Below are 23,742 nucleotides of genomic sequence, written 5' to 3' on the forward strand. Positions count from 1 at the left end.
GCTGCGGCGCGTCTTCGTTCATCAAGACCAGATAGGGAGCGGCGAAGCTCCATTCCTCGTCCGAAACGTCCGTGGGGTATGGCTTGCGTTCTGGCATTCCGCCAGATTACCAGGTTTGAACGAAAGTGCCTAACACGCTCTAGACTATTCACAACGAATTTCCGCAGCATGCTGCCATCCGATGTTCAGCGCGGCAATCACGATTCCACTCGGCACAACAATCGCGCATCGGTCACCCCCTGATCGCGGTGACCTCGACGAACACTACCGCTGCACGGCGCGGTATGCAGCACACGTGGTGGGCATCCGTAGCCCACGACGAACATCACGCTGCTCGTGAAGCCAGACCTACGTGCATGCGCCGGAACCGGGATTGATCTGTCTATCCGATCGTCGCGCAACCGTCCATTGCATCCGATACCCCCGACATAATGTTTGCTGGACCAAGTGCGACACATTCGCGTTTTAGCTGACCGACTGTACCGGTCACATCGTCGGTGATGTTCGGTATCAACAGGGTTTCGGGCAGAGCCAGCCAGAGTGCGATTGGCGCCGGGTACGGCCGCACGATAGATACCCAATGTCGCGAGATCCAGCGGTACGGACGGCCGGTGAAGCGCGAGCAAGCTGTCGGCGATATGCTCCATACGTCGGGCGTGCGCACCGACCGCGGCAGTGCTGTACGGCAGCAGGCCGAACACGCCCCCGGCGTCACCATCAACCATAACGCGCCGCCGCGCTACCATTCGGCAGCACATGCCGGAAGTACTCGAATTGCACGGTCGCAATTACAAGTCCGTTGACAAGGCCGGACATCACCGAACGAATGACCATCCGGATAAACACGCCGAGTAACAAGATAGACTTGAAGATTGTCTCTTGCCCTATCTCAAACCGCGGGAGCGATCTTTGGGAAAGCACGATAAGTCAACTCTTCTCCTCAGCCGGCCACCACCCTGTGCGCCAGTGAAGTCTCCGGTCGGGCAGAACGCCGAAAGGCCGGAAAGCTGCGCCTTCGAATTCATGCAAAGCGCGAAGCGCCGCGATTTCGGTTCTCGCACCACCAGCAAGAAAACAGCCCCACGACTCCGGAGAAACGCACCCGGATCAGTCAGCCGGAACGATCCGCCCGTGCTCCATCGCAATCCGCCGAGTCGCAAGACGATCCGCGAGACCGATATCGTGCGTGGCAATTACCAGAATCCCGGCATCACTGACAAACTGCTCAAGGCGAGCCTCTGCCTTCTGCTTGAAATGCTCGTCCCCAACACTCATCCATTCGTCCATGAGCAAAACCTCCGGCTTGATGATCGTCGAAATCGAAAAAGCCAGACGAAGCGTCATCCCGGACGAATAGGTTCGCACCGGCACGTTCAGAAAGTCGCCGAGCTCGCTGAATTCAGCTATCTCGTCCGTCAACGCTGCAATCTGTTTAGCCTTGAGTCCAAGAAACAACCCGCGCAAATACATGTTTTCGTAACCGGTGGATTCGAGATCCATACCCAACATCGAATCAAGCAGGCTAGTAACACGCCCTTCCACGCGCACGGATCCTTTCTCGGGATAATAGACGCCGGCAAGCACCCTCAATAACGTCGTTTTCCCAGCTCCGTTACCACCAAGTAGCGCTATCCGCTCGCCTTCGGCAACTTCGAGGTCGATGTCATGCAAAGCTTCGACGACCGTATGCCCTGCCTTACCGACAAACTGGCCACCGGTCGCGGCCGACATGATCGCGCGTTTAAACGACCGTTGCTTTGCGTCGTAAATAGGAAATCGAACACTTACGTTCTCGAGAGAGATATGCATCTAAATACCATTAAAGCCAATAGGTAACGCGATGCCGGAACTTCCCTAGCATATACAAAGCGAACGCAGTTCCAACCACAGCCATGCCGCCGGCTCTTATCCAAATCGCCGGGTCAGGCATTTCACCCAGCAGCGGCTCGCGTAAGAGATCCAAAAGATAGAAGAACGGATTGATATGAATCAGATGCCTCCGCCCCGGCGACAACTGTTCCGCTCTCCAGAGAATCGGCGTAACAAAAAACAACACCTGCACAAGGTTACCGATTACGGGCTGCATATCGCGATAGCGGGTACAGAAGATACTCGTCACACATCCGATCCAGAACATGTTGACGAGAACAAGCAATGCCGCCAATGGAAAGATCAGGATATTCCAATTCAAGTGAACCGGAAATATCAACCAAACGACGACAAAAACCAGAATATTATGCGCAAGAATGATCGAATGCCGGTACATGACTCGCAGCACGAACATAGAGAGCGGCAACTTCATCTGCCGAAGGTAGTTTGTCGAATTCGAAAATGCTTCTCCGAAATCATTTATCTGGCCTGCAATAAAACCCCAGAAAATCAAGCCAAGCGCCAAATGGGGTACGAAGGTGGCAACGTCGTATTTGAACAGGGCGCCATACAGCGGCCCCATAGCCCCAACCATCACTGCCATGCTGATGGTCAGCCAAAAAGGCCCCAACAACGAGCGACGATAGCGCTGACGGATATCCTGCATACCGAGCGCAAGCCACAGTTCACGACTGCGTATACCATCCCGGACGTCGGTTAGAGCATTCAGATATTTCACACTATATAATTAATTTAAAGATTACCCATCGAGATCAAATTCACCGCGCGCGCGAATTTTTGAAACTCCCGATATTAAATTCACCCTAAAGGAGCAAAACCATGCCCCCCCATAATGACCGTCAACCGGAATCTGTAGACAGAATAAATCCGGAATCTGCGAAACCCGGGGCATCATTACATTAAAATAACAAGTTAACTGTTAATCTTCCCATGCACACCCGGTAATGTCAACTCACAGACTACCGCCCCCATAACCTGGTGGCCAACAGCAAATCCATGAATTCAGATGGTAGCTTGCGAGCTTGTCCAGATTTGTCAGAAAGGGTTACCGAGCCGGGCAGACCTATGTCGTGCTGTCGGTCACCCCATTGCTCGATCTCGATCATGCAGACATCTCGCCAATGCTTCTCGCCACGCCGGCGCCCGAAGACCGAACGTGCTGGCCAATTTGTCGTTGCAAAGCCGGGAATTCAACGGCCGGCGGGCAGGCGTCGGATACTCGGAGCTTGAAATTGGCCTGACTGCGATACCCTTACAATTTGTTGCATCAAAAATAGCGGTCGCGAAATCGAACCAGGACGCTTCGCCTGCCGCACTCAGATGATAGATACCAGATAGTGAACCCCATCGGTCAGCGTCGGGGTCGGCAATATAGCGTGCAACTATATGCGAGGTCAGCGCTGCGATCGTACCGCTCCACGTCGGAGCACCGACCTGGTCGGCGACGACGCGAATCTCGTCTCGCCGCTCTCTTGCCAGCCGTAACATCGTCAACAGGAAATTGCGACCCATGACGCTGTATACCCAACTGGTCCTCAAGATCAAATGCGCACCGTTCGCCGCTGCGACCGCCCGCTCACCGGCAAGCTTCGTTCGACCGTATACGTTCAGCGGTTTCGGCTCGTCGCCCTCTCGATACGGTTGTGCCGAGGTACCGTCGAACACATAGTCGGTCGAATAATGAATGACAAGCGCCCCCAGCCGCCGAGCCTCTTCGGCGATGGTGCCCGGGGCAACGCCGTTCGCCAGATGCGCGTGCAATTCGTCGGTTTCAGCCCGATCAACTGCCGTATATGCTGCGGCGTTAATAATCAGCGCCGGCTTCACGTCGCGGATTATGGCGCGCACCCGATCGGCATCGCCGATATTCAATGCATTCCGATCGAGCGCAACGACGCGGCCGAGGCCCTGTAGCGAGCGTGTCAACTCGAATCCGACTTGACCATTCGCACCGGTCAACATGATCACCGGCCAGGGCTGATGGGAAGAAAACGAATCACTCATACGTCTGTGCGTCAGCCAGGTATGCCCCCGCTGCGTCCTTTACCGCAAGCACTGGCTCGCAGTCGAGGGGCCATTCGATACCGATATCCGGGTCATCCCATCGAATCGAGCGCTCATGCTCCGAATGCCAATAATCGGTCGTCTTGTAGAGCACCTCGGCCACGCTGGATACGACGACGAAGCCGTGCGCAAAGCCGGGCGGCACCCACAATTGCCGACGATTGTCCGCCGACAACCGCACGGCCACCCACCGGCCGAACATCGGCGAACTCCGGCGCAAATCGACGGCCACGTCGAATATCTCGCCGTGCACGACGCGCACGAGCTTACCCTGCGGATGCCGGATCTGATAGTGCAGCCCACGCAGCACGTTGTGCGCCGAGCGCGAGTGATTGTCCTGGACGAACGTCGCGTCACAGCCCACCTGCTCCGCAAAATCACGCGCGTTGAAGCTTTCGTAGAAGAAGCCGCGCGCGTCTCCATAGACGGTCGGCTCGATGATTTTGACCTCGGGTAGCGCCGTTGCGGTCACTGCGATTGCCATACGATCTCGTCGGTAAGAAGATTCATCAGATATCGGCCGTAGCTGTTCTTCGACAGCGGCACAGCGAGCCTCGACAGCTGTTCAGCGTCGATCCACCGATACCGGTACGCGACTTCTTCGGGGCACGCGACCACGAGCCCCTGGCGCTTTTGCAGCGTCGCGATGAAAGTCGCGGCATCGATCAGCGAGTCGTGCGTACCGGTATCGAGCCATGCGTAACCACGGCCCATCACTTCGACGTGCAGACGCCGGAGTGCAAGGTAGTGCAGGTTAATGTCGGTGATTTCGAGCTCGCCGCGCGCGGACGGCCTGATATCGGCCGCGATATCGCAAACGTCGTTGTCGTAGAAGTACAACCCGGTCACTGCATAGTTCGAGCGCGGCCGCTGCGGTTTCTCCTCGATCGACAGCACGCGTAGCTGGTTGTCGAACTCGACCACTCCATAGCGCTCAGGATCCTGAACGTGATAGGCAAACACGGTCGCGCAGTCGGTCCGTTCGTCCGCCTGACGCAGCTTCAACGCCAGATCATGCCCATAGAAGATGTTGTCGCCGAGAATCAGCGCGCATGAATCGGCGCCGATGAATTCGCGGCCGATCAGGAACGCCTGCGCCAGGCCGTCCGGCGACGGCTGCACCGCGTATTGGAGATTCATTCCCCATTGCGAGCCGTCGCCGAGCATCGCCTCGAAGCGCGGTGTGTCCGACGGCGTCGAGATAATCAGCACGTCGCGAATGCCGGCAAGCATCAGCGTCGACAGCGGATAATAGATCATCGGCTTGTCGTATACCGGCAGTAATTGCTTCGAGATCGCGTGCGTGATCGGATACAGCCGCGTGCCCGATCCCCCAGCGAGAATGATCCCCTTGCGCGTAGTCTTCGATGCCATCGCCCCACCTCAGCCCTGCTGCCTACGCATAATGCGTTTCGATCCAGCGACGATAGCTGCCGCTCGTCACGCCCTCAATCCATTCCGGATGCTCGAGATACCATTGCACGGTCCGGCGCAGACCGGACTCGAATGTCTCGACCGGTTTCCAGCCCAGCTCGCGTGCGATACGCGACGCGTCGATCGCGTAGCGCTGGTCATGCCCGGGCCGGTCCTTGACGAAGCGGATCTGCACAGCATGCGACTCGCCCGAAGCCCTCGGCCGCATTTCGTCGAGCAGCGCGCAAACCGCGTGGACCACGTCGATGTTAGCCTTTTCGTTCCAGCCGCCGATGTTGTACGTCTCACCGGACGCGCCGCGCTCGAGCACGACGCGTAGCGCCGCACAATGATCGCCGACGTATAGCCAGTCGCGCACGTTGCGGCCGTCGCCGTAAACCGGCAGCGGCTTCCCGTCGAGCGCGTTCAGAATCATCAGCGGAATCAGTTTCTCCGGAAACTGGTATGGGCCGTAGTTGTTCGAGCAGTTCGTCGTCAGCGTTGGCAGTCCGTACGTGTGATGCCACGCGCGCACGAAATGATCGGACGCCGCCTTGCTCGCCGAATATGGGCTGTTCGGTGCATAAGGCGTGCGCTCGTGAAACGCGGGGCCGTCCGCGCCAAGCGAGCCGAACACTTCGTCGGTCGAAACGTGCAAAAACCGGAACGTGTCCCGCTGACCGGCCGGCAGCGTCTGCCAATACGCGGTCGCTGCCTCGAGCAGTGTGAACGTGCCGACCACGTTCGTTTGCAGAAAATCACCCGGCCCGTGGATCGAACGGTCGACATGGCTTTCGGCAGCGAAATGCAGTACCGCGCGCGGCCGGTACTGGGCAAACACCGCGTCGAGCAAGCCGCGCTCGCAGATGTCAACGTGCGCGAACGCGTAGCGCGGATCCCCCTCGAACGGCTCAAGCGTTTCCGCGTTGCCCGCGTACGTCAGTCTGTCGACGTTCACGATTGGCTCGTCGCTGTCACGCAGCCAGTCGTGAATGAAATTACTACCGATAAAACCGGCTCCGCCTGTCACCAGGATCACGGTCCTTCCCCTATTAAGCCTCGCGGCCGGCGCGTAACCGGATACTCGCCGCCAGTAAAGCCAGATTATAGGTCCACAGCACATCGGCGACGCATGGCAAGCGCGAGCAGATTCGTGTGGCCTTCGAAACAAAGGATTGCGGCGAGCGCCAGGTTGTTACGACTGGCAGGAAACAACGGGATCGAACTTCGAAGGCATCGACAGGTTGCCGTTACCTGTAGCGCACTCGCGAGAGTGAGCGGCTACCGCAAAGACAGTACGCTGAATCCTGGTGCCGACAGCGGTATCGGTCACGCGCGGAGCATGGCGTTTAACGCCCGCGTCCTTCCTGTGACGACGCAAGCGAACGCGAAGCATCACCCTGCCGGCGGTAGCCGGCCAACCTCGGACGGATCGGCTGCATCACCCCACGACGTCGCGCCACTGTTGGCTACCTCGCCCGGCAACACCACCGGCCGATTGTCCTTCATCTCATCCAACGCGCCTCTCACCTGCGCCTCCGCCCGCGCCGCCAATGCCCGCCGATCCAAACCCGCGTCGATCGCCTCCCCAACATAAACATGGGCAGTAATCGGCCCGGCCCTTAGCAGCGCGTCGAGCGATTCGGCCAGCGACACGTCGTCGATATAGGCCGGCGCAACCGTCTGCCGGCCCTTGGCATCGGTGTACATCAGGCAGATCGGTTGCACGGGACACCCCGCCGACACCGCTGCCTGAAACAGGTTCGAGTGAAATGGCTTGAGCGAAAGTCCATCGGAGGTCGTCCCCTCCGGAAACACGCACATCAACTCGCCGCGGCCGAGCCGCCCGGCCAGCTCGTGCGTGATGCGCTTCGCGTCGCTGCGTTTTTCCCGTTCGATGAACACGGTATCGAGTTGACGCGCGAGCCAGCCCACGACGGGCCAGCGCTGGACCTCGGCCTTCGAGACGAACGGCGTCGGCCGCCACGCATTGATCACGTAGATGTCGATCCACGAGACGTGATTGCTGACGACGAGCGCGCCGGCATCGAGCCGCGCCGCGTCGTTATGGACGACCAGCGTGAGGCCGCAAAGGCGCAGCATCTTCCGCGACCAGGCGCGGTTCAATTCCATGCGCACGGCGGCCGGGGCACGCGAAAAACGCAGCGCGACGACCAGCATGCCGTACAGCAAATGTGCGATCAGCCGGGCCTTGCGCCAAAGTAGAGTCATATCAGGCTCAGGCACGTTCGTGAACGACGCCAGTCGGGCAGTCCCGAATCAGACAGCGGGCACTTCCGCCCCAACGCCGATGGGAACTCATAGCTGTTGACTGAAATGCTCGTCCAGATACTGCTGGAGAATGACGCAGGCGGCTTCGGCATCGAGCTGGCTCGAATCGCCTCCCCGCTCGCGAATGCGCGCTTCGGCGTCGACGGAGGAGTACCGTTCGTCGACCCACACGACCGGCAGCCCGAATCGGCCGTTCAACTGATTGCCGAAACGCTTCGCCTGCTGCGTCATGGCGTGCGGCGTACCGTCGGGATGCACGGGCAATCCGACCACGAGCAGATCGGGCTGCCACTCGCGCAACAGCGAGGAAATGGTCTCGAAGCGATAGTCGCGGCTGCGGTTCTGCACGACGGTCAGCGGCCGGGCGCTATGCGTGAGCGCATTACCGAGCGCGACGCCGATGCGTTTCTCGCCGTAATCGAACGCAAGCAACGTCGCTTCACGCCCGTCCGCTCCGCTCATGCGTGTCCCGCCTCGCCGGAAAGCACGGTCGACGAGATGCCGAGCAGCGCGAGCGCCGCTTCGAAGCGGTCCTCGGCCGGCACGTCGAAAACGATTTTCGGGTCCGCCTCGACGGTCAGCCAGCCGTTCTTCGAGATTTCGTCCTCGAGCTGGCCAGCGCCCCATCCTGCGTGACCGAGCGTCAGCAGGAACCGCTCCGGACCCTCGCCGTTGGCGACAGCCTCGAGCACGTCCTTCGAGGTGGTCATCTCGAGCCCGCCCGGCACCGACATCGACGACGTGTAGTTCGCGCCGCCTGCCGAGGCGTGCAGGACGAAGCCGCGCTCGGTCTGCACCGGGCCGCCGAAATAGACGGGCACGTGCATCAGCGGTTCGATTTCGAGCTTGAGGTCGATGCGGCTGAAAAGCGCCTGCAGATCGATGTCGGTGGGACGGTTGATGACGAGGCCGAGTGCACCGCGTTCGCTGTGATCGCACAGGTAGACCACCGTTCCTGAAAACGTGGGGTCGGCCATGCTCGGCATGGCGATCAGGAACTGGTTGGTCAGATTGATGCGATCGTTACTCTTGGACATGGTTCGAATTCTAGCAAAGACGATGCGGGATAGCGGCCCCCGCCGCCGCGCTCCGGAGCTTCATGCGCTGGGAACGATCTCACTCTAACACGCGGACTCGGCCATGCCGGCGCGAATAACGAGACCTGCCCGGTCACGCAAGCTATATGCCCGGCGGCTGTCCCGGAATCAGTTCGGCACGGGCTGGCCGAGCGCGCGGCCAAGCGCGGCGACGGCCAAACGGGCGTCCGGCTGCCCGACGCCGGCCGCCACCTTGTGCAGCATCGCGCGCAACGCCTCGCCGGCCTGTTCGAGCGCGGCGGGATCGGGCACGGCCGGCGGCAAAACCGGCGCCGAGTCGGACACTGCGGACGCGGCAAGCACCCCGTGGGCGGTGCGCCGCCAGGCGAGGCCGAGCGCATCGGCCAGCATCCCGACATGACCGAGCCCGAGCGCCCATGCGGCCGCGCCGAGCCGGTACGAGGCGTCGGCGGCCTGGAGCGCGGCGCCGGCATCCGGTCGCGCCGGCCGGTCGCCGGCGGCATGCGCGGCCAGCAACGTCATCGACGCATCGGCGGTCTGCAGAAAATCCTCGTAGGCGTTCGCGTTGACGCAAAGCGCACCGAGCTCGCGCGTCGACCCGCCCCCGCCCCGCGCCGACGCATCGGCGGCGGCTCCCGCGTCGGCTTCCCACAGCGCCTCGGAGGCCTGCGTGCCGGCCACGTGCCAGTCCGCCGTCAGCCCGTAGTCGTGCAGCAATTCGATGTCGTCGGCATCCTCGGCGGCCGCGCCGAAAAGCGCGTAATCGCGCCACAGCAGCGCGAGCGTCATGCGCACGAGCGATTGCGGCGCCACGCGCTGGCCGTATCCATGATCGGCCAGCACCAGGTTGCAGCGCGCGTAGAAGCGTCTTGCGTCGACCTCGCCCCACGCCTGTGCACGAGCCCGCAGCGACCGCCCGCAGGCCAGCGCGAGACGCCAGAAATCGTACGGATCGGCGCTCGTCAGTTCGCCCATGCAGGCGTCCATCTCGCCGAAGGCGGCCTCGGCCCAGGCCGTCGCCGCGCGGCTGCCGTTCGCGCGAATCTTCAGGGCGGGCAGCAGCGCCGCCTCGTAGCGCGCGCGCAACTGCGCAAGCTGCTGGGCGGGCTGGGCATGCAGCGTGACGGGCGGCAAGGGCCGGCCCGTCAGCGCGATGTCTTCAAACGTCAGCGAAAAACCCGGCGTATGCGGCGCCAGCACGTCGCAAAGCGCATGCTGGCGCGCGAAAAGCGCCGGCGAGCACGACAGCTCCCGCAGATTGCGGCGCCCGAGCGCGTCGTGCAGATCGCGCAGCGCCTCGCCGAACAGGGTCCGGACCTGGCCGTCGGCGGGCCGCCCTTCTCCCGGCATCGGCGCGGCGCCTGTCGCGACTGCAGCGATCGTCGCGTCGGCCATGGCAAGCGGCGAGGCGAGCAGCAACGTATCGGCAAACCGGGCGGCCGCGAGCCAGCCGGCCTCCCGCAGCGCCTGCACGGCCTGCAGCAACGGCGTGGCAGCGTCGCCGCGCCGCTCGAGCGCATCCATGGCGTTCGCGAGCGCGGCCTGCGCGGCCGGTACGCGACCGCCGCGAGGATTGGGCAACGCGTCGAAACTGGCGGCAGGCGTGAAACGAAGGGTCATGGGCAGCAGAGAAATACGCGCGGCGGACGAACCCGCCCATCCAGCGACGCGGACGACGAACTGCAAGCGACCCGCCCGACTCGCGAGCCGCCAGGGCGGCTCGTCATGGCGTCAGGGCACCGGAGCGAAGCCGGTCCGGCGCGGCCGCGCATGGCAGCCGAACCGGCAGCCGAACCGCGCCGTAGCGGACGGCACGCGAGACGGCGAGCCTCAGATCTGGACCATCTCGAAGTCTTCCTTGCGCGCGCCGCATTCGGGACAGGTCCAGTTGATCGGAACATCCTCCCAGCGCGTACCCGGCGCGATTCCTTCGTCCGGCAAGCCGGCTTCTTCGTCGTAAATCCAGCCGCAGATGAGGCACATCCAGCTTCTATATTCCATTCTTATGCCGCGTCGAAAAGTCCATACAACCGGGAAAAACAGGAGCCATGATGGTACCGTGTTGGCGCCCCACTGCCTAGCAAGCGCGACCACCCGCCCGGACGCCGCGCGCGCCACCTCTTCGCCCGCACAAAAATCCGCCGGGTGCGACCGATACACCGCATAATCGAGCCGGTGGCGCACGGTGCGCCGCGCCTGCGCTTTCCATTCCTGCCAGAACGTTCCATGTCCCGCGACACCCCTCCGATCGTCCTCACCTTTGGTCTTTCCGATCCGACCGGCGGCTCCGGCCTGCAAGCCGACCTGCTGACGCTCGCCAGCATGGGCTGTCACGGCGTCAGCGTGCTGACCGGCTATACCGTGCGGGACTCGGCCGGCTGCGAGGAAGTGACCGGGCTCGACCCCGATGCCGTCGCGAACCAGGCGCGCATGCTGCTCGAGGACATGCCCATCGCCGCATTCAAGATCGGCGCGACTACGCGAGCCGAAGTGGTCAGCGCCATTGCGGAAGTGGTCGCCGACTACGACGACGTTCCGCTCATCCTCGCGCCGGACTTCACGCTCGACGACGAACACGTACTGGCCGCCGACGAACTGCGCGAGGCAGTGGCCGAACTGCTCGCGCCGCAAACCACGCTGCTCGTCGCCGATACCGCCACGCTGCTCGCGCTCGCGCAGCCCGACGGCGAAGCCGAAGCGCCCGGCCTCGACATGGCGATCACGCACCTGCTCTCGCAGGGCTGCGAATACATCCTCTCGTCGGAAACGGGCTCGCATCGCGTGGTCAACACGCTGTTCAGCGAGGACGGCCAGTTGCGGCAGGATCTCTGGGACCGGGCCGGCCAACCGATGATGGGCCTCGCCGACACGCTCGGCTCGGCTATCGCGGCGCTGCTCGCGAACGGCCAGGAGCCGCCCGAGGCCGCGCGGGAAGCGCAGGAGTACGTCTACCAGGCCGTGCGCAGCGCGTTCCGTCCCGGCATGGGCGCCTGGCTGCCGGACCGCTTCTTCTGGGCACGCAGCAACGACGACGAAACGCCGCCCGCGGGCGGCGACGCGACCCGGAAGCAACGGCACGTGCCATAAGCCGACGGTAACGCCGAACAACCGGCGGGCAAGACGAACGACTCCGCCATGCCACGCGGCTACCACGCGCCCACGCAATCGATCGCCTCGACGGCAACCGTCCGGGGTGCCTTCGATCAGTCTCCCGAAGCCTGCCGACAACCCCGGCATTCGACCTGAGTCACGATCCGCCGGCCCGGCAGCGGGTCGAGCCGCACCGCGGATAGCTGATTGCCCCAGACGCAGCCCGAATCGAGCCCGATCACGTTGTCGCGCACCAGCAGGCCGAGGGCGGCCCAGTGACCGAACACGACGGTGACGTCGGCCGTCCGCCGACCTGGAACGTCGAACCAGGGCACGCAACCGGACGGCGCCGCGTCGAGGCCGCCGCTCGAACTGAAGTCCATCGCGCCGTCGTCGCGATTGCAAAAGCGCATGCGCGTGAGCGCGCTGCAGGTGATGCGCAGTCTGTCGATGCCCTTGAGGTCCGACGTCCAGCGGTTCGGCTCGTTTCCGTACAGGCCGGCCAGCGTCGCCTTCCAGTTCTCGCCGCGCAGCGCGCGCTGCAAATCGTGCGCAAGCTCGAGCGTGAGCTCGACGTCCCATTGCGGCGGCACGCCCGCGTGAACGAGCAGCATGCCCGCCTCGAAATGCGCGATCGGACGATGACGAACCCAGTGCATCAGATCGTCGACGTCGGGCGCGGACAGGATTTCGTCGATCGTGTCGCCCTTCTTCGATTTGCGGATGCCGGCGTAGACCGAAAGCAGATGCAGGTCGTGATTGCCGAGCACGGTCACGGCGCGCTCGCCGAGATCGATCACCTCGCGCAGCGTGGCGAGCGACTCCGGTCCGCGATTGACGACGTCGCCGGCGAACCAGAGCGGCGTGTCTTCGGACGGCGCGGCCTTCGCGAGCAGCTCGCGAAACGGCGCGCGGCACCCCTGGAGGTCGCCGAAGGCAAGCGGAGCAACGGTGGATCGGGTCGAAACGGTCATAGGAAACGGAAGACGTGGAGAGCAACGGACCCGCGCGTACGGGACCGATACAGGACGGCCGGAGGCAGTGTGTCAGAATACGCCGGGCCCGCGCGGCGGCGGCGGGACGTCAAGGCCGCCCGCGCGGCACAAGGCCGGCATGAGCGGACAACAGTATCACGATCCGCCCGCGAGGCACGCCGTGCGCGACACCGGCGCGGGCAGACATTCCTTCACAGCAGAAGATTCATGAACATCCTGAGTTTCGTCCTGATTCTATCCGGGGTCATGCTCAACGCAGCGGCCCAACTCTTCCTCAAGGCGGGCACGCACGCGCTCGGACTGTCCGGGTTCAGCCGGCACGAAATCGTCGCCTCGCTGTTGCGCGTGGCGTTCGAGCCGCACATCCTCGGCGGGCTCGCCTGCTACGCGATCAGCGTCGTCGTCTGGATCGCGGCGCTCTCGCGGGTCGAGGTCAGCGTCGCCTATCCGATGCTCTCCATCGGCTACGTCGTCAACGCGTTCGCCGCCTGGTATCTGTTCGGCGAGGCGCTCTCGGCCCAGAAGCTCGCGGGCATCGCCGTCATCATCGTGGGCGTCTGTCTCGTCGCCCGCGCCTGAGCGCGGACGTTGTCCCGACCGATCCGGCAGCAACGAAAAAACCCGCATTTCTGCGGGTTTTTTCGTTGGCGGGACGCGCCTCGCGGCGCGTCCCGCACGTCCATGTATTCGGCCGAAGCCGGAATTACATGTCCATGCCCATGCCGCCCATACCGCCGGGCATGCCGCCAGGCAGCGGTGCGTCTTCCTTCGGCAGCTCCGAGACGGCCGCGTCGGTCGTCAGCAGCAGGCCCGCCACCGAAGCGGCGTTCTGCAGCGCGGTACGCGTGACCTTGGTCGGGTCGACGACGCCGGCTTCCACGAGGTCGCCGTACTCGCCGGTCGCCGCGTTGTAGCCGTAGTTGCCCGTGCCGGCCGCAACGGCCGCCACGACGACGCTCGCTTCCTCGCCGCCGTTCGTCACGATCTGACGCAGCGGCTCTTCCATCGCGCGCAGCACGATCTTGATGCCCGCGTCCTGATCGGCGTTCACGCCCTTCAGGCCGGCGACGGCCGTACGCGCGCGGATCAGCGCAACGCCGCCGCCCGGCACGATGCCTTCTTCGACCGCGGCACGCGTGGCGTGCAGGGCGTCTTCGACACGCGCCTTCTTTTCCTTCATTTCGACTTCGGTCGCGGCACCGACCTTGATCACCGCCACGCCGCCCGCCAGCTTCGCGACGCGCTCCTGCAGCTTTTCGCGGTCGTAGTCCGAGGTCGCTTCCTCGATCTGCGTGCGGATCTGCTTGACGCGCGCTTCGATGCTCGCCGCTTCGCCGGCGCCGTCGATGATCGTCGTGTTTTCCTTGGCCACTTCGATGCGCTTGGCCTGGCCCAGCTCCTGGAGCGTCGCCTTTTCGAGCGTGAGGCCCGTTTCTTCCGCGATCACCTGGCCGCCGGTCAGGATCGCGATGTCTTCGAGCATCGCCTTGCGACGGTCGCCGAAGCCCGGCGCCTTCACGGCAACCGTCTTCAGGATGCCGCGGATGTTGTTCACGACGAGCGTCGCGAGCGCTTCGCCTTCGACGTCCTCAGCGATGATGAGAAGCGGACGGCCGGCCTTCGCCACTTGCTCGAGCACCGGCAGCAGATCGCGGATGTTCGAAACCTTCTTGTCGTGCAGCAGCACGAACGGGCTTTCGAGGACGGCGACCTGCTTGTCCGGGTTGTTGATGAAGTACGGCGAGAGGTAGCCGCGGTCGAATTGCATGCCCTCGACCACTTCCAGCTCGTCGGAGAGCGACTTGCCGTCTTCGACGGTGATGACGCCTTCCTTGCCGACCTTGTCCATCGCTTCGGCGATGCGCTCGCCGATCGACGTGTCGCTGTTCGCCGAGATCGAGCCGACCTGGGCGATTTCCTTGTTCGTCGTGCAGGGCTTGCTGACCTTGCGCAGTTCTTCGACGGCGGCGGCCACGGCCTTGTCGATACCGCGCTTCAGGTCCATCGGGTTCATGCCCGAGGCGACGTACTTCATGCCTTCGCGCACGATCGACTGGGCGAGCACGGTCGCCGTCGTCGTACCGTCGCCGGCGTTGTCGCTGGTCCGGGAAGCCACTTCCTTGACCATTTGCGCGCCCATGTTCTGCAGCTTGTCCTTCAGCTCGATTTCCTTGGCGACCGACACGCCGTCCTTGGTGACCGTCGGGCCGCCGAAGCTGCGCTCCAGCACCACGTTGCGGCCCTTCGGACCGAGCGTGACCTTCACCGCGTTGGCGAGAATGTTCACACCTTCGACCATCTTGGCGCGGGCGGAATCGCCGAACACAACGTCTTTAGCTGCCATCTTTTAACTCCTTGAATTCTGGAAAGATACGTACCGCTGAGCCGGGACTCTTACCGGTTCACCACGGCCATGATGTCTTCTTCGCGCATCACGAGCAGTTCCTGGCCGTCCACCTTGACGGTCTGGCCGGAGTACTTGCCGAACAGGACGCGATCGCCGACTTTCACGTCGAGCGCGATCAGTGCGCCCTTGTCGTCGCGCTTGCCCGGGCCGATGGCCAGGACTTCGCCCTGGTCCGGCTTTTCGGCGGCGGCATCGGGAATCACGATGCCCGAAGCCGTCTTGGTTTCCTGATCGAGTCGCTTGACGATCACGCGATCATGCAAAGGACGAAGGTTCATGGGTAGATCCTCTCTCTTGATTGGGACTTGAAAAACACTCAAGAAAACCCGGCCGGCGAAACCGGCGGGCAATATTGTTAGCACTCACGTGCGGCGAGTGCTGATTATATGGACGGGCGGTGACAAATTCAAGAACGGGGGAAGGAATGGGGCGGGAGGGGGCCCGATTGTCGTCGAGACTCGCTGCACGCTGGACCCGGCGCCGTCAGGCATAAAAATTAAGCATAAACAGTCAGTTACAAGAATCCAGCATCTGCCATTTGCCTGACGGATGTCCGCCAATGGCGGGGTCTGCCACGGCTCCGCCGGCAAACGCCGGTGTCTCCCAAGACCGAAAATCGTAGGTGTTTGCACCGGGTCAACGGCTACGGACCCCTTGTCCAGCCCCGTTTCTCCGTCGATACCGCCGGAATTTCGAGCCGAAACCTCGCGTCATTCGCGAGGGACCCAGGTATTTTCCCTGGTCCGTTCTGAAAGCGGTCCATCCCCTCGCATCGTCGACCGCCCCGCTCCCGTCAATTCAGCCCCGGCGCGCCCTGGCAATCACATGCAGCTCGCGCGCCTCCAGCACGGCCGTAGCGGCGCCATGCCTCGCGACTTCGAGCATCGCCTGGCCCATGTCGGCCGTCGTCACGAGACGCTCGCCCAGCACGAGCCGCAGCAGCGGCCAGAGCGGTTTCGTGAGCACGTAGATCGCGTGGTACAGGCGCGTCTTCGAGCGAACGCCTTCGAGCGGTTCGATCGCGCCGGGCCGGAACAGGTACACGGCGCGAAAGGGCAGGCGTTGCAGCGCGTTCTCGGCACGCCCCTTCACGCGCGCCCACATGCTGCGCCCTCGCTCCGTGCTGTCCGTGCCCGCACCCGTGACGCAGATGAAGGTCATCTGCGGGTTGAGGCGCGCAAGCGGGGTCGCCACAGCCATGGTCAGGTCGTAGGTGATGCGCGCGTAGTCGGCCTCCGACATGCCGATCGACGACACGCCGAGGCAAAAGAAGCAGGCGTCGAAGCCGGCCAGATCGGGCTCGATCGCACGGCTGTCGGCCAGGTCCGGCAACACCTTCTCGCGCAACTTTGGGTGCCGGATGCCCGTCTCGCGACGGCCAACCGTCTGCACGAGTTCGACGTCGGCAACCCGCAGGCATTCTCGCAGCACGCCCTGGCCGACCATGCCGGTCGCGCCGTAAATCAGAATCTTCATCGCTTTTTCTCTCCCGAGACGGGCATGGAGGTCGGTCAGCCTGGGGCGGTACTTGCCTTCGCCATCCCGGCAAGCCCTGCAATGAGGCAGCAGGCATCGCCCATTAATGAGCGATTACTCAATCATAACCCGGGCGGACAGGCAGGCAAACACGCGCCTGTTTCCGTGCGTCATCTCGAGCGAGGCCTATTCGCTCGCCTCTCGGCCGCAAATCGCGCGCGCCGCGCCGGCAGCGCGGCCACGTCATTCCACCGCCGGGCGTCCGAAGAAAGCCCCGGGGCGCACCTCGCCCACGGCGAGGCGGACACGGCGAAGCGATCGATCTCGAACGCGTGCGAGAACCGGGGACGACGGGCCCCGTCAGCCCGTGACGGCTTCGCGCGCGGTCTTGCGCGCGAGCGCGGTACGTGCGGCCACGTCGAACGCCGCGGCCATCGCCCCGACGTCGGCCTTGCCGGTGCCGACGATGTCATAGGCGACGCCGTGCGCCGGCGTCGCATAGACGGTCTTGAGGCCGCCGGTAAACGTGACCCCTTGCGAGAACCCGAGCAGCTTCGTCGCGATCTGCCCCTGGTCGTGGTACATGATGATGACGGCATCGAAGTCGCCACGACGAGCCTTGATGAAGACCGTATCCGACGGAAACGGCCCTTCGCTCGACAGCCCCTTCGCCCGCAGCGCCTCGAGAGTCGGGCGGATGATGCGAATTTCCTCGTCGCCGAACAGGCCGTTCTCGCCGCCGTGCGGATTGAGCGCGGCCACGCCGATGCGCGGCGACGCCTTGCCGAAGGCGCGCAGCGTTTCGTGCGCGAGCACGAGCGTGCCTTCGATGCGATCGGGCTTCACCATATCCACGGCCTCGCGCAGCGCCACGTGCGACGTGACGCGGAACGTCGAGAATTGCGGAATGATGTTGACCTCGCCGAAGTAGCCGACGTGGCCCGTCCACGCGGCGAACATCTGGTGTTCGTCGTGATAGTTCCAGCCGCCGCGATGCAGCGCCGCCTTGTTCAGCGGTGCGAAGCAAATGCCGTCGAGTGCTCCGGCGAGCGCGCGGTCCGTCATGAACTTCAGCGTCTCGCCCGTGAGCCGGCCCGACTCCGCATTGAGCTTGCCGCGCTCGTAGAGCGCCGGGTCGATGTTGTGCAAGTCGAGCAGCGGGACGGCCTCCGCGGCGTGATCCGCTTCTTCGAGACGCGAGATCGTCCGGTACGGAATGCGCACGCCGGCGTCCTTCATGCCCAGTTCGAGCACGCGCGCGTCGCCGACGATCACGACGTTGGCCCGCTCGCGCGCGGCCGGGGTCGAAAGCAGCTTGACGACCAGTTCGGGGCCGATGCCGGTCGCGTCGCCGGGCATGAGGCCAATCAGGGGTTTCATCTGTCGCTCCTCCATCTTTCCTTGTATTGAGAATCGGGGCCAGCGGTCGCGCGAGGCAACCGGTTCGCGCGTCATCACGCCCCGGGGATCGGCACGCCAATGCGCCTTTCCGAAGGCTTCGATCCGCGGCGAGCTCTTCGAAGCTCCAGGGACATCAGGAGCCCGGGCGCGGGCTCATCTGGAACGGGTACGGAACGGGTACGAATAGCCGGACGCGATGCAGGCACCGTCTGTCGACAACCGGGTCGTAGTCGGGCCAACGATTCCGGCGGAGATCCCCCGTCGATCTGGGCAATCTCCACATGACCGTCAACAGCCCGTTGTCACCACGTATGGTAAATCGTGATCCCGGCCGGCGCAGAAACTCGATTTCTCGTTGAAACGCGAATCGAGAGCGGAACGCCATTCACGCCGGACGACGATCGCCTCGACAATCGGGACAAGACCGTCGAGACGCTCGCGGCGCCGACTGGCCTGTGGGAATGACCGCCCTCGCCTCGCGGCAGTCGGCGGAAAGAGGGCCGCCCCTTTTACCCCGCGGGCGGCAAACCGGCGCTCAAAGCGCCGCGTCGACGATCAGCGAAGCCTTCAGCAAGCGAATCCGCCGATCGACGAAATAGCCGCCGCCTTCCGTGTAGCGCAGGAAGCCCCGCCCGCAGACAGCGCATTCCCAGACGGCGCAGCGGTTGTAGGGAAAATAGCGCGGCGCGATCGGCGCCTCCGGCGACCAGTAGCGCGCGCCGTCGAGCAGGTATTCGCTGAAGGTCGGCTCTTCGCCGGCGTCGGCCAGCAGCGTGCCGACCTCGCGCAGTTGCGATTCGGGCAGCGACAGCGGCTGGCTCTGCCAGCCGTCGAGCGGCGTCTTCGTGCACGAGCAGGGTTCGGCGACCGCCTCGGAGCGCGAGGCAAGTTCGGTCAGGGCGGCGAGATCGAGGTAGGGCGAAGTGCTCATGAATCGGGGCTTTCAGGCGGGAGCGGACAAAAAGCGGGCTGAAAAACGGGCAAACCGCGCCGCCCGGAAAAGGAAAGCCGGCCGGCGCGGAACCGGCCGCCGCGCGGCGTGCCGGAACCAGACCGGCGCGGCCGCTCGACGGACTTCGATCATACGCGAGCGAGGCCCGTCGTTCCCGTCACTGCGCCGCCGGATCGGCGCTCAGCGCGCGGGCCGCCTCGACGCTCGCCGAGCGGTCGGGCAGCAGGAACGCGACCACGGCGGCAAGGCCGGCCGCCACGGCCAGCACGATCAGCGCCACGGAGAAGCTGCCCGTCAGGTCCTTGATGATGCCGACCATCCACGGGCCGAGCAGGCCGCCGCATTGCCCGATGGTGTTGATGAGCGCGATGCCGATGGCGGCCGCGGCACCGGTCAGGAATTCGCCCGTGAGCGTCCAGAACACGGCGAGGCAGCCCCAGATCCCGCTCGCGGCGATGCACAGCAGGATGAGGCCGACGAGCGGCTGCGAGACGAACGCACAGGCGAAGAGCGCGAGACCGCCGACGGTCATGCACACGGCGATGTGAAGCCGCCGCTCGGCCACCTTGTCGGAATGGCGCGAGACGAAGTACATCGAGACCGCCGCGCAGCAGAACGGCAGCCCCGAGACGAACCCGACCTGCAGATCGGTCAGCGAGCCCATGTTCTTGATGATCTGCGGCAGCCACAGCAGCACGCCGTAGAACGCCGTCAGGAAGCAGACGAACAGCGCCGACAGGCTCCAGACGCGCGGCATCATCGCGATCTTCAGGAACGGCAGGCTGGCGGTTCTGGTGAGCTTCGCGGTCTCGTCCGCGAGTTCGGCGACGAGCCAGTTGCGCTGCTCGGCGGACATCCAGCTCGCGCGCTCGGGCCGGTCGGTGAGCCAGAAGAGCGAGAACACGCCGAGCACCACGGCCGGCACGGCTTCGAGCAGCAGCATCCAGCGCCAGCCGGAAATGCCGTGAGTGCCGGCGAGCGCGTGCATGAGGATGCCCGACACGGGCGAGCCGATCGCCGACGCGATGGCCGTCGCCATGATGACGCCGGCGTTGGCGCGCGAGCGGTAGCGCACCGGGAACCAGCAGGTCAGGTAGGCGACCACGCCGGGGATGAAACCCGCCTCGGCCACGCCGAGCAGGAAGCGCAACACGTAGAACGAAGTCTGGGAGTGGACGAACGCGAGCCCCGCCGAAACGAGCCCCCAGGTGATCATGATCCGGGCGATCCAGACGCGGGCGCCCAGCTTGTGCAGCATGATGTTGCTCGGCACCTCGAAGACGGCGTAGCCGACGAAGAAGATGCCGGCCCCGAGACCGAACACGGAAGCGCTGAATCCGAGCTCATGATTCATGCGCAGCGCGGCGAACCCGATGTTGACCCGGTCCAGGTAGTTGACGATGAGCATCACGAACAGCAAGGGCACCAATCGTCGGTAGATCCGTCTGATGGCAAGTACTTCTGTGGTGTTTTCCACGTTGGTCTCCACGGTTGGAAATTGCGCTCAACAAGGCCGTGTCTTTTTTATTGTTGTTCGTCCCGACCGGCGGCCCTCCTCCGGTCGGGCGTCGCGGCCCTCGCTCAACCAGCCGCGGGACGACTCGCGACGACCTGCGGGTTGAGCAGGTTGACCGGATGGCCGGCCTGCCACGCGAGCAACTGCTCGACGGCGATGCCGAAGTAATGCTCGTAGGTGTCCTTTTCGACGTAGCCGATGTGCGGCGTGGCCAGCACGTTGTCGAAAGCCAGCAGCGGATGGTCGGCGTGATAGATCGGCTCGCGCTCGTACACGTCGACGGCCGCGAAACCGGGGCGCCCGGCCCGCAGCGCCGCTTCCAGCGCGCCGTCGGCCACCACCTCGCTGCGGCTCGTGTTCACGAAGAGCGCCGTCGGCTTCATCGCCGTCAGATCCTTCAGCGTGATCATGCCGCGCGTCGCCGGCAACAGCCGCAGGTGACAGCAGATCACGTCGGCCTCGCCGAAAAACGTCTGCCGGTCGGTCTGCGCTTCGACGCCGTCGGCCTTCGCCGCGGCCACCGAGCTCTCGTGATCGCCGAGCGCGACGACCCGCATGCCGAAGGCCCGGCCGTAGCCGGCCACGACGCTGCCGATCTTGCCGTACCCGACGATGCCGAGCGTGCGGCCCTTCAGGCCCACGCCGAGGTGGCCCTGCCAGAGCCCGGCCTTCAGGCGCGCCGCTTCGAGGTGGACCTTGCGCATCGCCGTCATCACGAGCGCCCAGGTCAGCTCGGCGGCGGCCGTCGTGGCCGACCCCTCGGCCGAGACCGGAATGCCGCGCGCCGTGCAGGCCGCGAGATCGACGTGATTCGCGGCGCGGCCCGTCTGGCTGATGAACTTGAGTTTCGGCAGGCGCGCCAGCAGTTCGGCCGTGATCGGGGTGCGTTCGCGCACGAGCAGCAGCGCGTCGGCATCGGCGAAGCGCGCGGCCTGCGCGTCGAGCGTCGTCACCGTGTCGTGGTGAATCTCGACGTCGAAATGCTTCGCCAGCGCCGGATAGCAATCCAGCGTACGAATGCAGTCCTGATAGTCGTCGGAAATGACTACTTTCATCTCGTCTCCGTTTCGCCTGGTTGACGTTTCATATTTTCAACCAGAGTGGTTTCAGATTTTCGACCAGGGTGCCGAAAACAGGAGTTGATTCTCCTGTAACTGGAGATAGCCGCCTTCGGCCGTCATCTTCCGGTAAGCCGCCCAGTCCGGGTCCGCCTCCATGGCGGCGCGGCGCGTGCGGCGGTCCTCGAAGTCCTTGTAGCCCCAGAGATGCACGACCTGGTTGAGCGTGCCGACTTCGGAGATGAAATAGCCGAGCGGCTCGCCCACGTGCCGGCGTTGCACCGGCAGGCCGTATTGTTCGTAGACGGCAAGGTAGGCCTTGAGCTTGCCCGGCACGATCGTGTACCGCCGCAGATCCACCAGCATCCTGTTTTCCTCGTGAAATCAATCTTCACTGGAGTCTACGGGCCGGCTGCTCCATAATACAATCAATAAAAATGACTTGATTCACGAGAAATTTCAATGAATAAACCGGGTGCCTCAAAACGGCTTTCGATCCGCCACATCCGCTCGTTCGTGGCCGTCGCGAAGCACCGCAGCCTCACGCGGGCGGCGGAGTCGCTGTTCGTCACGCAGTCGGCGCTGAGCCTGACGATCCAGCACCTCGAGGACGACCTCGGCGTCCTGCTGTTCGACCGCTCGACGCGCCGCCTCGACCTCACCGAGGCCGGCCAGGAATTCCTGCCCTCGGCGGAGCGGCTTCTTCAGGACTTCGATTCATCGATACGGGAAATGCGCGCGCTCGGCCAGCGCGAGCGCGGCAAGGTCGGCGTCGCGGCCGTGCCGTCGGTGATGGCGCTCCTGCTGCCCGAGGCCGTCGCCGCCTACATCGACGCGTACCCCAACATCGACATCTACCTGCGCGAGGACAATTCCGAGACCGTGCAGCAGCGCATCGTGGACGGCGACGTCGACTTCGGCATCTGCTCCCCCTGGGAACCCGATCCGGAGCTGGTGTTCGAACCGCTCTTCGAGGACAGCTTCGGCGTGGTCTTCGCCCCCCAGCACGCGTTCGCGGCCGGCTCAGGTCCGCTGCACTGGGAAGCGCTCGCGGGGCAACGCATCATCGGGTTCAGCGCCGACCTCGGCATGCAGCACCAGTTGACCCACACGCCGGAGTTGAGCGAGGAAGTGCGCGAGCCGCGCTACCGGGTGTCGAACACCTCGACGATCGAAACGCTCGTCGCGCGCGGCGTCGGCGTCTCGGTCATGTCCGCGCTCGCGGCACAGCGCACGCCGCTCGACCGCCTGAGCCTGAGGCTCCTCACGCAGCCGGAGCTGACCCGGACCGTCGGCGTCGTGCGCCGGCAGGGCAAATCGCTCTCCCCGGCCGCGCTCACGATGCTGAAATACGTGCGCGCCGCCGTGACGCAACTCACGCGCTTCCCGGGCGTGCGCGTGCCGGTGGAGTTCTCGGCGAAGGAATGGGATGAGATCGCGCGCGAGTCCGCGAGCGGCACGGACGGCGTGGCCGGCGGCGGGTTCGGACCGACGAAGCACCGCGCGGCGCGCAAGGCGGCTGCCGAAACGTCCGCCGCAAGCGGCGAGCACTCCGCCTGAGCCGCTTCCGGTCCTCCGGCGAGCCAACCGCCGGACCGCCTCGCCCTTGAAGTGGCACGGTCAAGTCGAGGCCGTCGCCGTGACCCGCCCGACCGTGAACGTGAAACCTTTGGTCACATCCTTGTGCGTTGAGAAATCGGGGACGAGCGGCCAATACCCCGGCTGAATCGAAACCGGTCCGGCCGCCCGGCCCGAGGCAAGGCCTAGCGGCCGTGCCAGCCGCCGCCGACCCCCACGCCCACCGAGACGGCAGGCGCCGCATAGTATCCCGGCCCGTAGCCGTAATAGCCGTAGGCCGGCGCGGGCGCATAGCCGTATCCGTAAGGCGGAGCCACCACGCAGCCCGCGAGGCCCACGGCCAGAGCCACGCCGACGAGAAGTCTGATCATTATTTCTCTCCCGATGAACGGGCGAAGCGGACCGGCTGACGGCCGCGGTGCCCAGGTGAAGGCAGTGTAGCGAGCCGGTTGCGGCCGGGGATTTCGGAGCGGCTTACACGTGTTACCAGCCTTAACAGGCCCGGCGCGCCCGGCGGACGTCACAGGATCGGGGAACGGGCAAACCGGGCAG

At 64.3% G+C, this 23,742-nt stretch carries 25 protein-coding genes; 3 read left to right on the plus strand and 22 right to left on the minus strand.

The annotated features are described in order from the left end of the window. From CY652_RS05160 to CY652_RS05220, 12 genes are all read right to left on the minus strand, one after another. On the minus strand, positions 1-97 hold a 97-nt coding region (locus tag CY652_RS05160; RefSeq protein WP_374703632.1), incomplete at its 3' end, for a transposase. Positions 98-1,107: 1,010 nt separating this feature from the next. Beyond that, positions 1,108-1,809, minus strand: coding sequence for an ABC transporter ATP-binding protein (locus tag CY652_RS05170; protein ID WP_102129639.1), 702 nt, complete (start codon positions 1,807-1,809; stop codon positions 1,108-1,110). 10 nt (positions 1,810-1,819) lie between these two features. Further along, positions 1,820-2,608 (minus strand): ABC transporter permease, encoded by a 789-nt coding sequence (locus tag CY652_RS05175; RefSeq protein ID WP_258002201.1) that lies wholly within the window; start codon positions 2,606-2,608, stop codon positions 1,820-1,822. Between the two features lie 362 nt (positions 2,609-2,970). Further along, positions 2,971-3,894, minus strand: coding sequence for a dTDP-4-dehydrorhamnose reductase (rfbD, locus tag CY652_RS05180; RefSeq protein ID WP_102129641.1), 924 nt, complete (start codon positions 3,892-3,894; stop codon positions 2,971-2,973). After that, positions 3,887-4,438, minus strand: a complete 552-nt coding sequence (rfbC, locus tag CY652_RS05185) for a dTDP-4-dehydrorhamnose 3,5-epimerase (RefSeq protein WP_102129642.1) — start codon at positions 4,436-4,438, stop codon at positions 3,887-3,889. Before rfbC ends, rfbD begins: the two co-directional genes overlap by 8 nt. After that, positions 4,423-5,328, minus strand: a complete 906-nt coding sequence (rfbA, locus tag CY652_RS05190) for a glucose-1-phosphate thymidylyltransferase RfbA (protein ID WP_102129643.1) — start codon at positions 5,326-5,328, stop codon at positions 4,423-4,425. The genes rfbC and rfbA overlap by 16 nt, the downstream gene beginning before the upstream one ends. Before the next feature lie 22 nt (positions 5,329-5,350). Further along, positions 5,351-6,406 (minus strand): dTDP-glucose 4,6-dehydratase, encoded by a 1,056-nt coding sequence (gene rfbB, locus CY652_RS05195; RefSeq protein ID WP_102129644.1) that lies wholly within the window; start codon positions 6,404-6,406, stop codon positions 5,351-5,353. 356 nt (positions 6,407-6,762) lie between these two features. Next, positions 6,763-7,599, minus strand: a complete 837-nt coding sequence (locus CY652_RS05200) for a lysophospholipid acyltransferase family protein (protein ID WP_102129645.1) — start codon at positions 7,597-7,599, stop codon at positions 6,763-6,765. A gap of 87 nt (positions 7,600-7,686) precedes the next feature. Next, positions 7,687-8,121 (minus strand): Holliday junction resolvase RuvX, encoded by a 435-nt coding sequence (gene ruvX / locus CY652_RS05205; protein ID WP_102129646.1) that lies wholly within the window; start codon positions 8,119-8,121, stop codon positions 7,687-7,689. Next, the gene (locus tag CY652_RS05210; RefSeq protein WP_102129647.1) at positions 8,118-8,696 is read right to left on the minus strand and encodes a YqgE/AlgH family protein; all 579 of its coding nucleotides are present in this window, start codon (positions 8,694-8,696) and stop codon (positions 8,118-8,120) included. The genes ruvX and CY652_RS05210 overlap by 4 nt, the downstream gene beginning before the upstream one ends. Positions 8,697-8,864: 168 nt before the next feature. Further along, positions 8,865-10,337 (minus strand): hypothetical protein, encoded by a 1,473-nt coding sequence (locus tag CY652_RS05215; protein ID WP_102129648.1) that lies wholly within the window; start codon positions 10,335-10,337, stop codon positions 8,865-8,867. Between the two features lie 210 nt (positions 10,338-10,547). Further along, complete coding sequence (locus tag CY652_RS05220) at positions 10,548-10,718, minus strand: rubredoxin (protein WP_008342674.1); 171 nt, start codon at positions 10,716-10,718, stop codon at positions 10,548-10,550. 225 nt (positions 10,719-10,943) lie between these two features. On the opposite strand from CY652_RS05220, the gene CY652_RS05225 reads away from it, so the two are divergent. Beyond that, complete coding sequence (locus CY652_RS05225) at positions 10,944-11,804, plus strand: hydroxymethylpyrimidine/phosphomethylpyrimidine kinase (RefSeq protein WP_102129649.1); 861 nt, start codon at positions 10,944-10,946, stop codon at positions 11,802-11,804. Between the two features lie 116 nt (positions 11,805-11,920). Here CY652_RS05225 and CY652_RS05230 read toward each other — a convergent pair whose 3' ends face one another. Continuing rightward, positions 11,921-12,781: a symmetrical bis(5'-nucleosyl)-tetraphosphatase gene (locus CY652_RS05230; protein WP_102129650.1), complete on the minus strand. Its 861-nt coding sequence runs from the start codon at positions 12,779-12,781 to the stop codon at positions 11,921-11,923. 228 nt (positions 12,782-13,009) lie between these two features. Here CY652_RS05230 and CY652_RS05235 point away from each other — a divergent pair, with 228 nt between their 5' ends. Continuing rightward, the gene (locus CY652_RS05235) at positions 13,010-13,381 is read left to right on the plus strand and encodes an SMR family transporter (RefSeq protein ID WP_102129651.1); all 372 of its coding nucleotides are present in this window, start codon (positions 13,010-13,012) and stop codon (positions 13,379-13,381) included. 124 nt (positions 13,382-13,505) lie between these two features. Here CY652_RS05235 and groL read toward each other — a convergent pair whose 3' ends face one another. The 8 genes from groL to CY652_RS05275 form a co-directional block, all read right to left on the minus strand. Then, on the minus strand, positions 13,506-15,146 hold the full coding sequence (groL, locus tag CY652_RS05240) for a chaperonin GroEL (RefSeq protein ID WP_102129652.1): 1,641 nt from the start codon (positions 15,144-15,146) through the stop codon (positions 13,506-13,508). Positions 15,147-15,196: 50 nt separating this feature from the next. Continuing rightward, positions 15,197-15,487, minus strand: a complete 291-nt coding sequence (groES, locus tag CY652_RS05245; protein WP_102129653.1) for a co-chaperone GroES — start codon at positions 15,485-15,487, stop codon at positions 15,197-15,199. A gap of 520 nt (positions 15,488-16,007) precedes the next feature. After that, entirely contained in the window at positions 16,008-16,685 is a 678-nt protein-coding gene (locus CY652_RS05250; RefSeq protein ID WP_102129654.1) for an epimerase, read from the minus strand. A gap of 360 nt (positions 16,686-17,045) precedes the next feature. Beyond that, positions 17,046-18,065: a PdxA family dehydrogenase gene (locus CY652_RS05255; protein WP_102129906.1), complete on the minus strand. Its 1,020-nt coding sequence runs from the start codon at positions 18,063-18,065 to the stop codon at positions 17,046-17,048. A gap of 556 nt (positions 18,066-18,621) precedes the next feature. Further along, a complete protein-coding gene (locus CY652_RS05260; protein WP_102129655.1) occupies positions 18,622-19,017 on the minus strand; it encodes a hypothetical protein in 396 nt (131 codons plus the stop codon). Between the two features lie 178 nt (positions 19,018-19,195). Continuing rightward, positions 19,196-20,515: an MFS transporter gene (locus tag CY652_RS05265; RefSeq protein WP_219723707.1), complete on the minus strand. Its 1,320-nt coding sequence runs from the start codon at positions 20,513-20,515 to the stop codon at positions 19,196-19,198. Between the two features lie 104 nt (positions 20,516-20,619). Further along, positions 20,620-21,609, minus strand: a complete 990-nt coding sequence (locus CY652_RS05270; protein WP_102129656.1) for a D-2-hydroxyacid dehydrogenase family protein — start codon at positions 21,607-21,609, stop codon at positions 20,620-20,622. A 51-nt stretch (positions 21,610-21,660) separates the two neighbouring features. Next, a complete protein-coding gene (locus CY652_RS05275) occupies positions 21,661-21,978 on the minus strand; it encodes an NIPSNAP family protein (RefSeq protein WP_102129657.1) in 318 nt (105 codons plus the stop codon). Positions 21,979-22,074: 96 nt separating this feature from the next. On the opposite strand from CY652_RS05275, the gene CY652_RS05280 reads away from it, so the two are divergent. After that, entirely contained in the window at positions 22,075-23,172 is a 1,098-nt protein-coding gene (locus CY652_RS05280) for a LysR family transcriptional regulator (RefSeq protein ID WP_102129658.1), read from the plus strand. Between the two features lie 203 nt (positions 23,173-23,375). On the opposite strand, the gene CY652_RS05285 is transcribed toward CY652_RS05280, so the two are convergent. Continuing rightward, complete coding sequence (locus CY652_RS05285) at positions 23,376-23,561, minus strand: hypothetical protein (protein WP_102129659.1); 186 nt, start codon at positions 23,559-23,561, stop codon at positions 23,376-23,378. Between the last annotated feature and the right edge of the window lie 181 nt (positions 23,562-23,742).

The sequence above is a fragment of the Burkholderia sp. WAC0059 genome (assembly GCF_002870125.1).
In the GTDB taxonomy this organism is placed as follows: Bacteria; Pseudomonadota; Gammaproteobacteria; order Burkholderiales; family Burkholderiaceae; genus Paraburkholderia.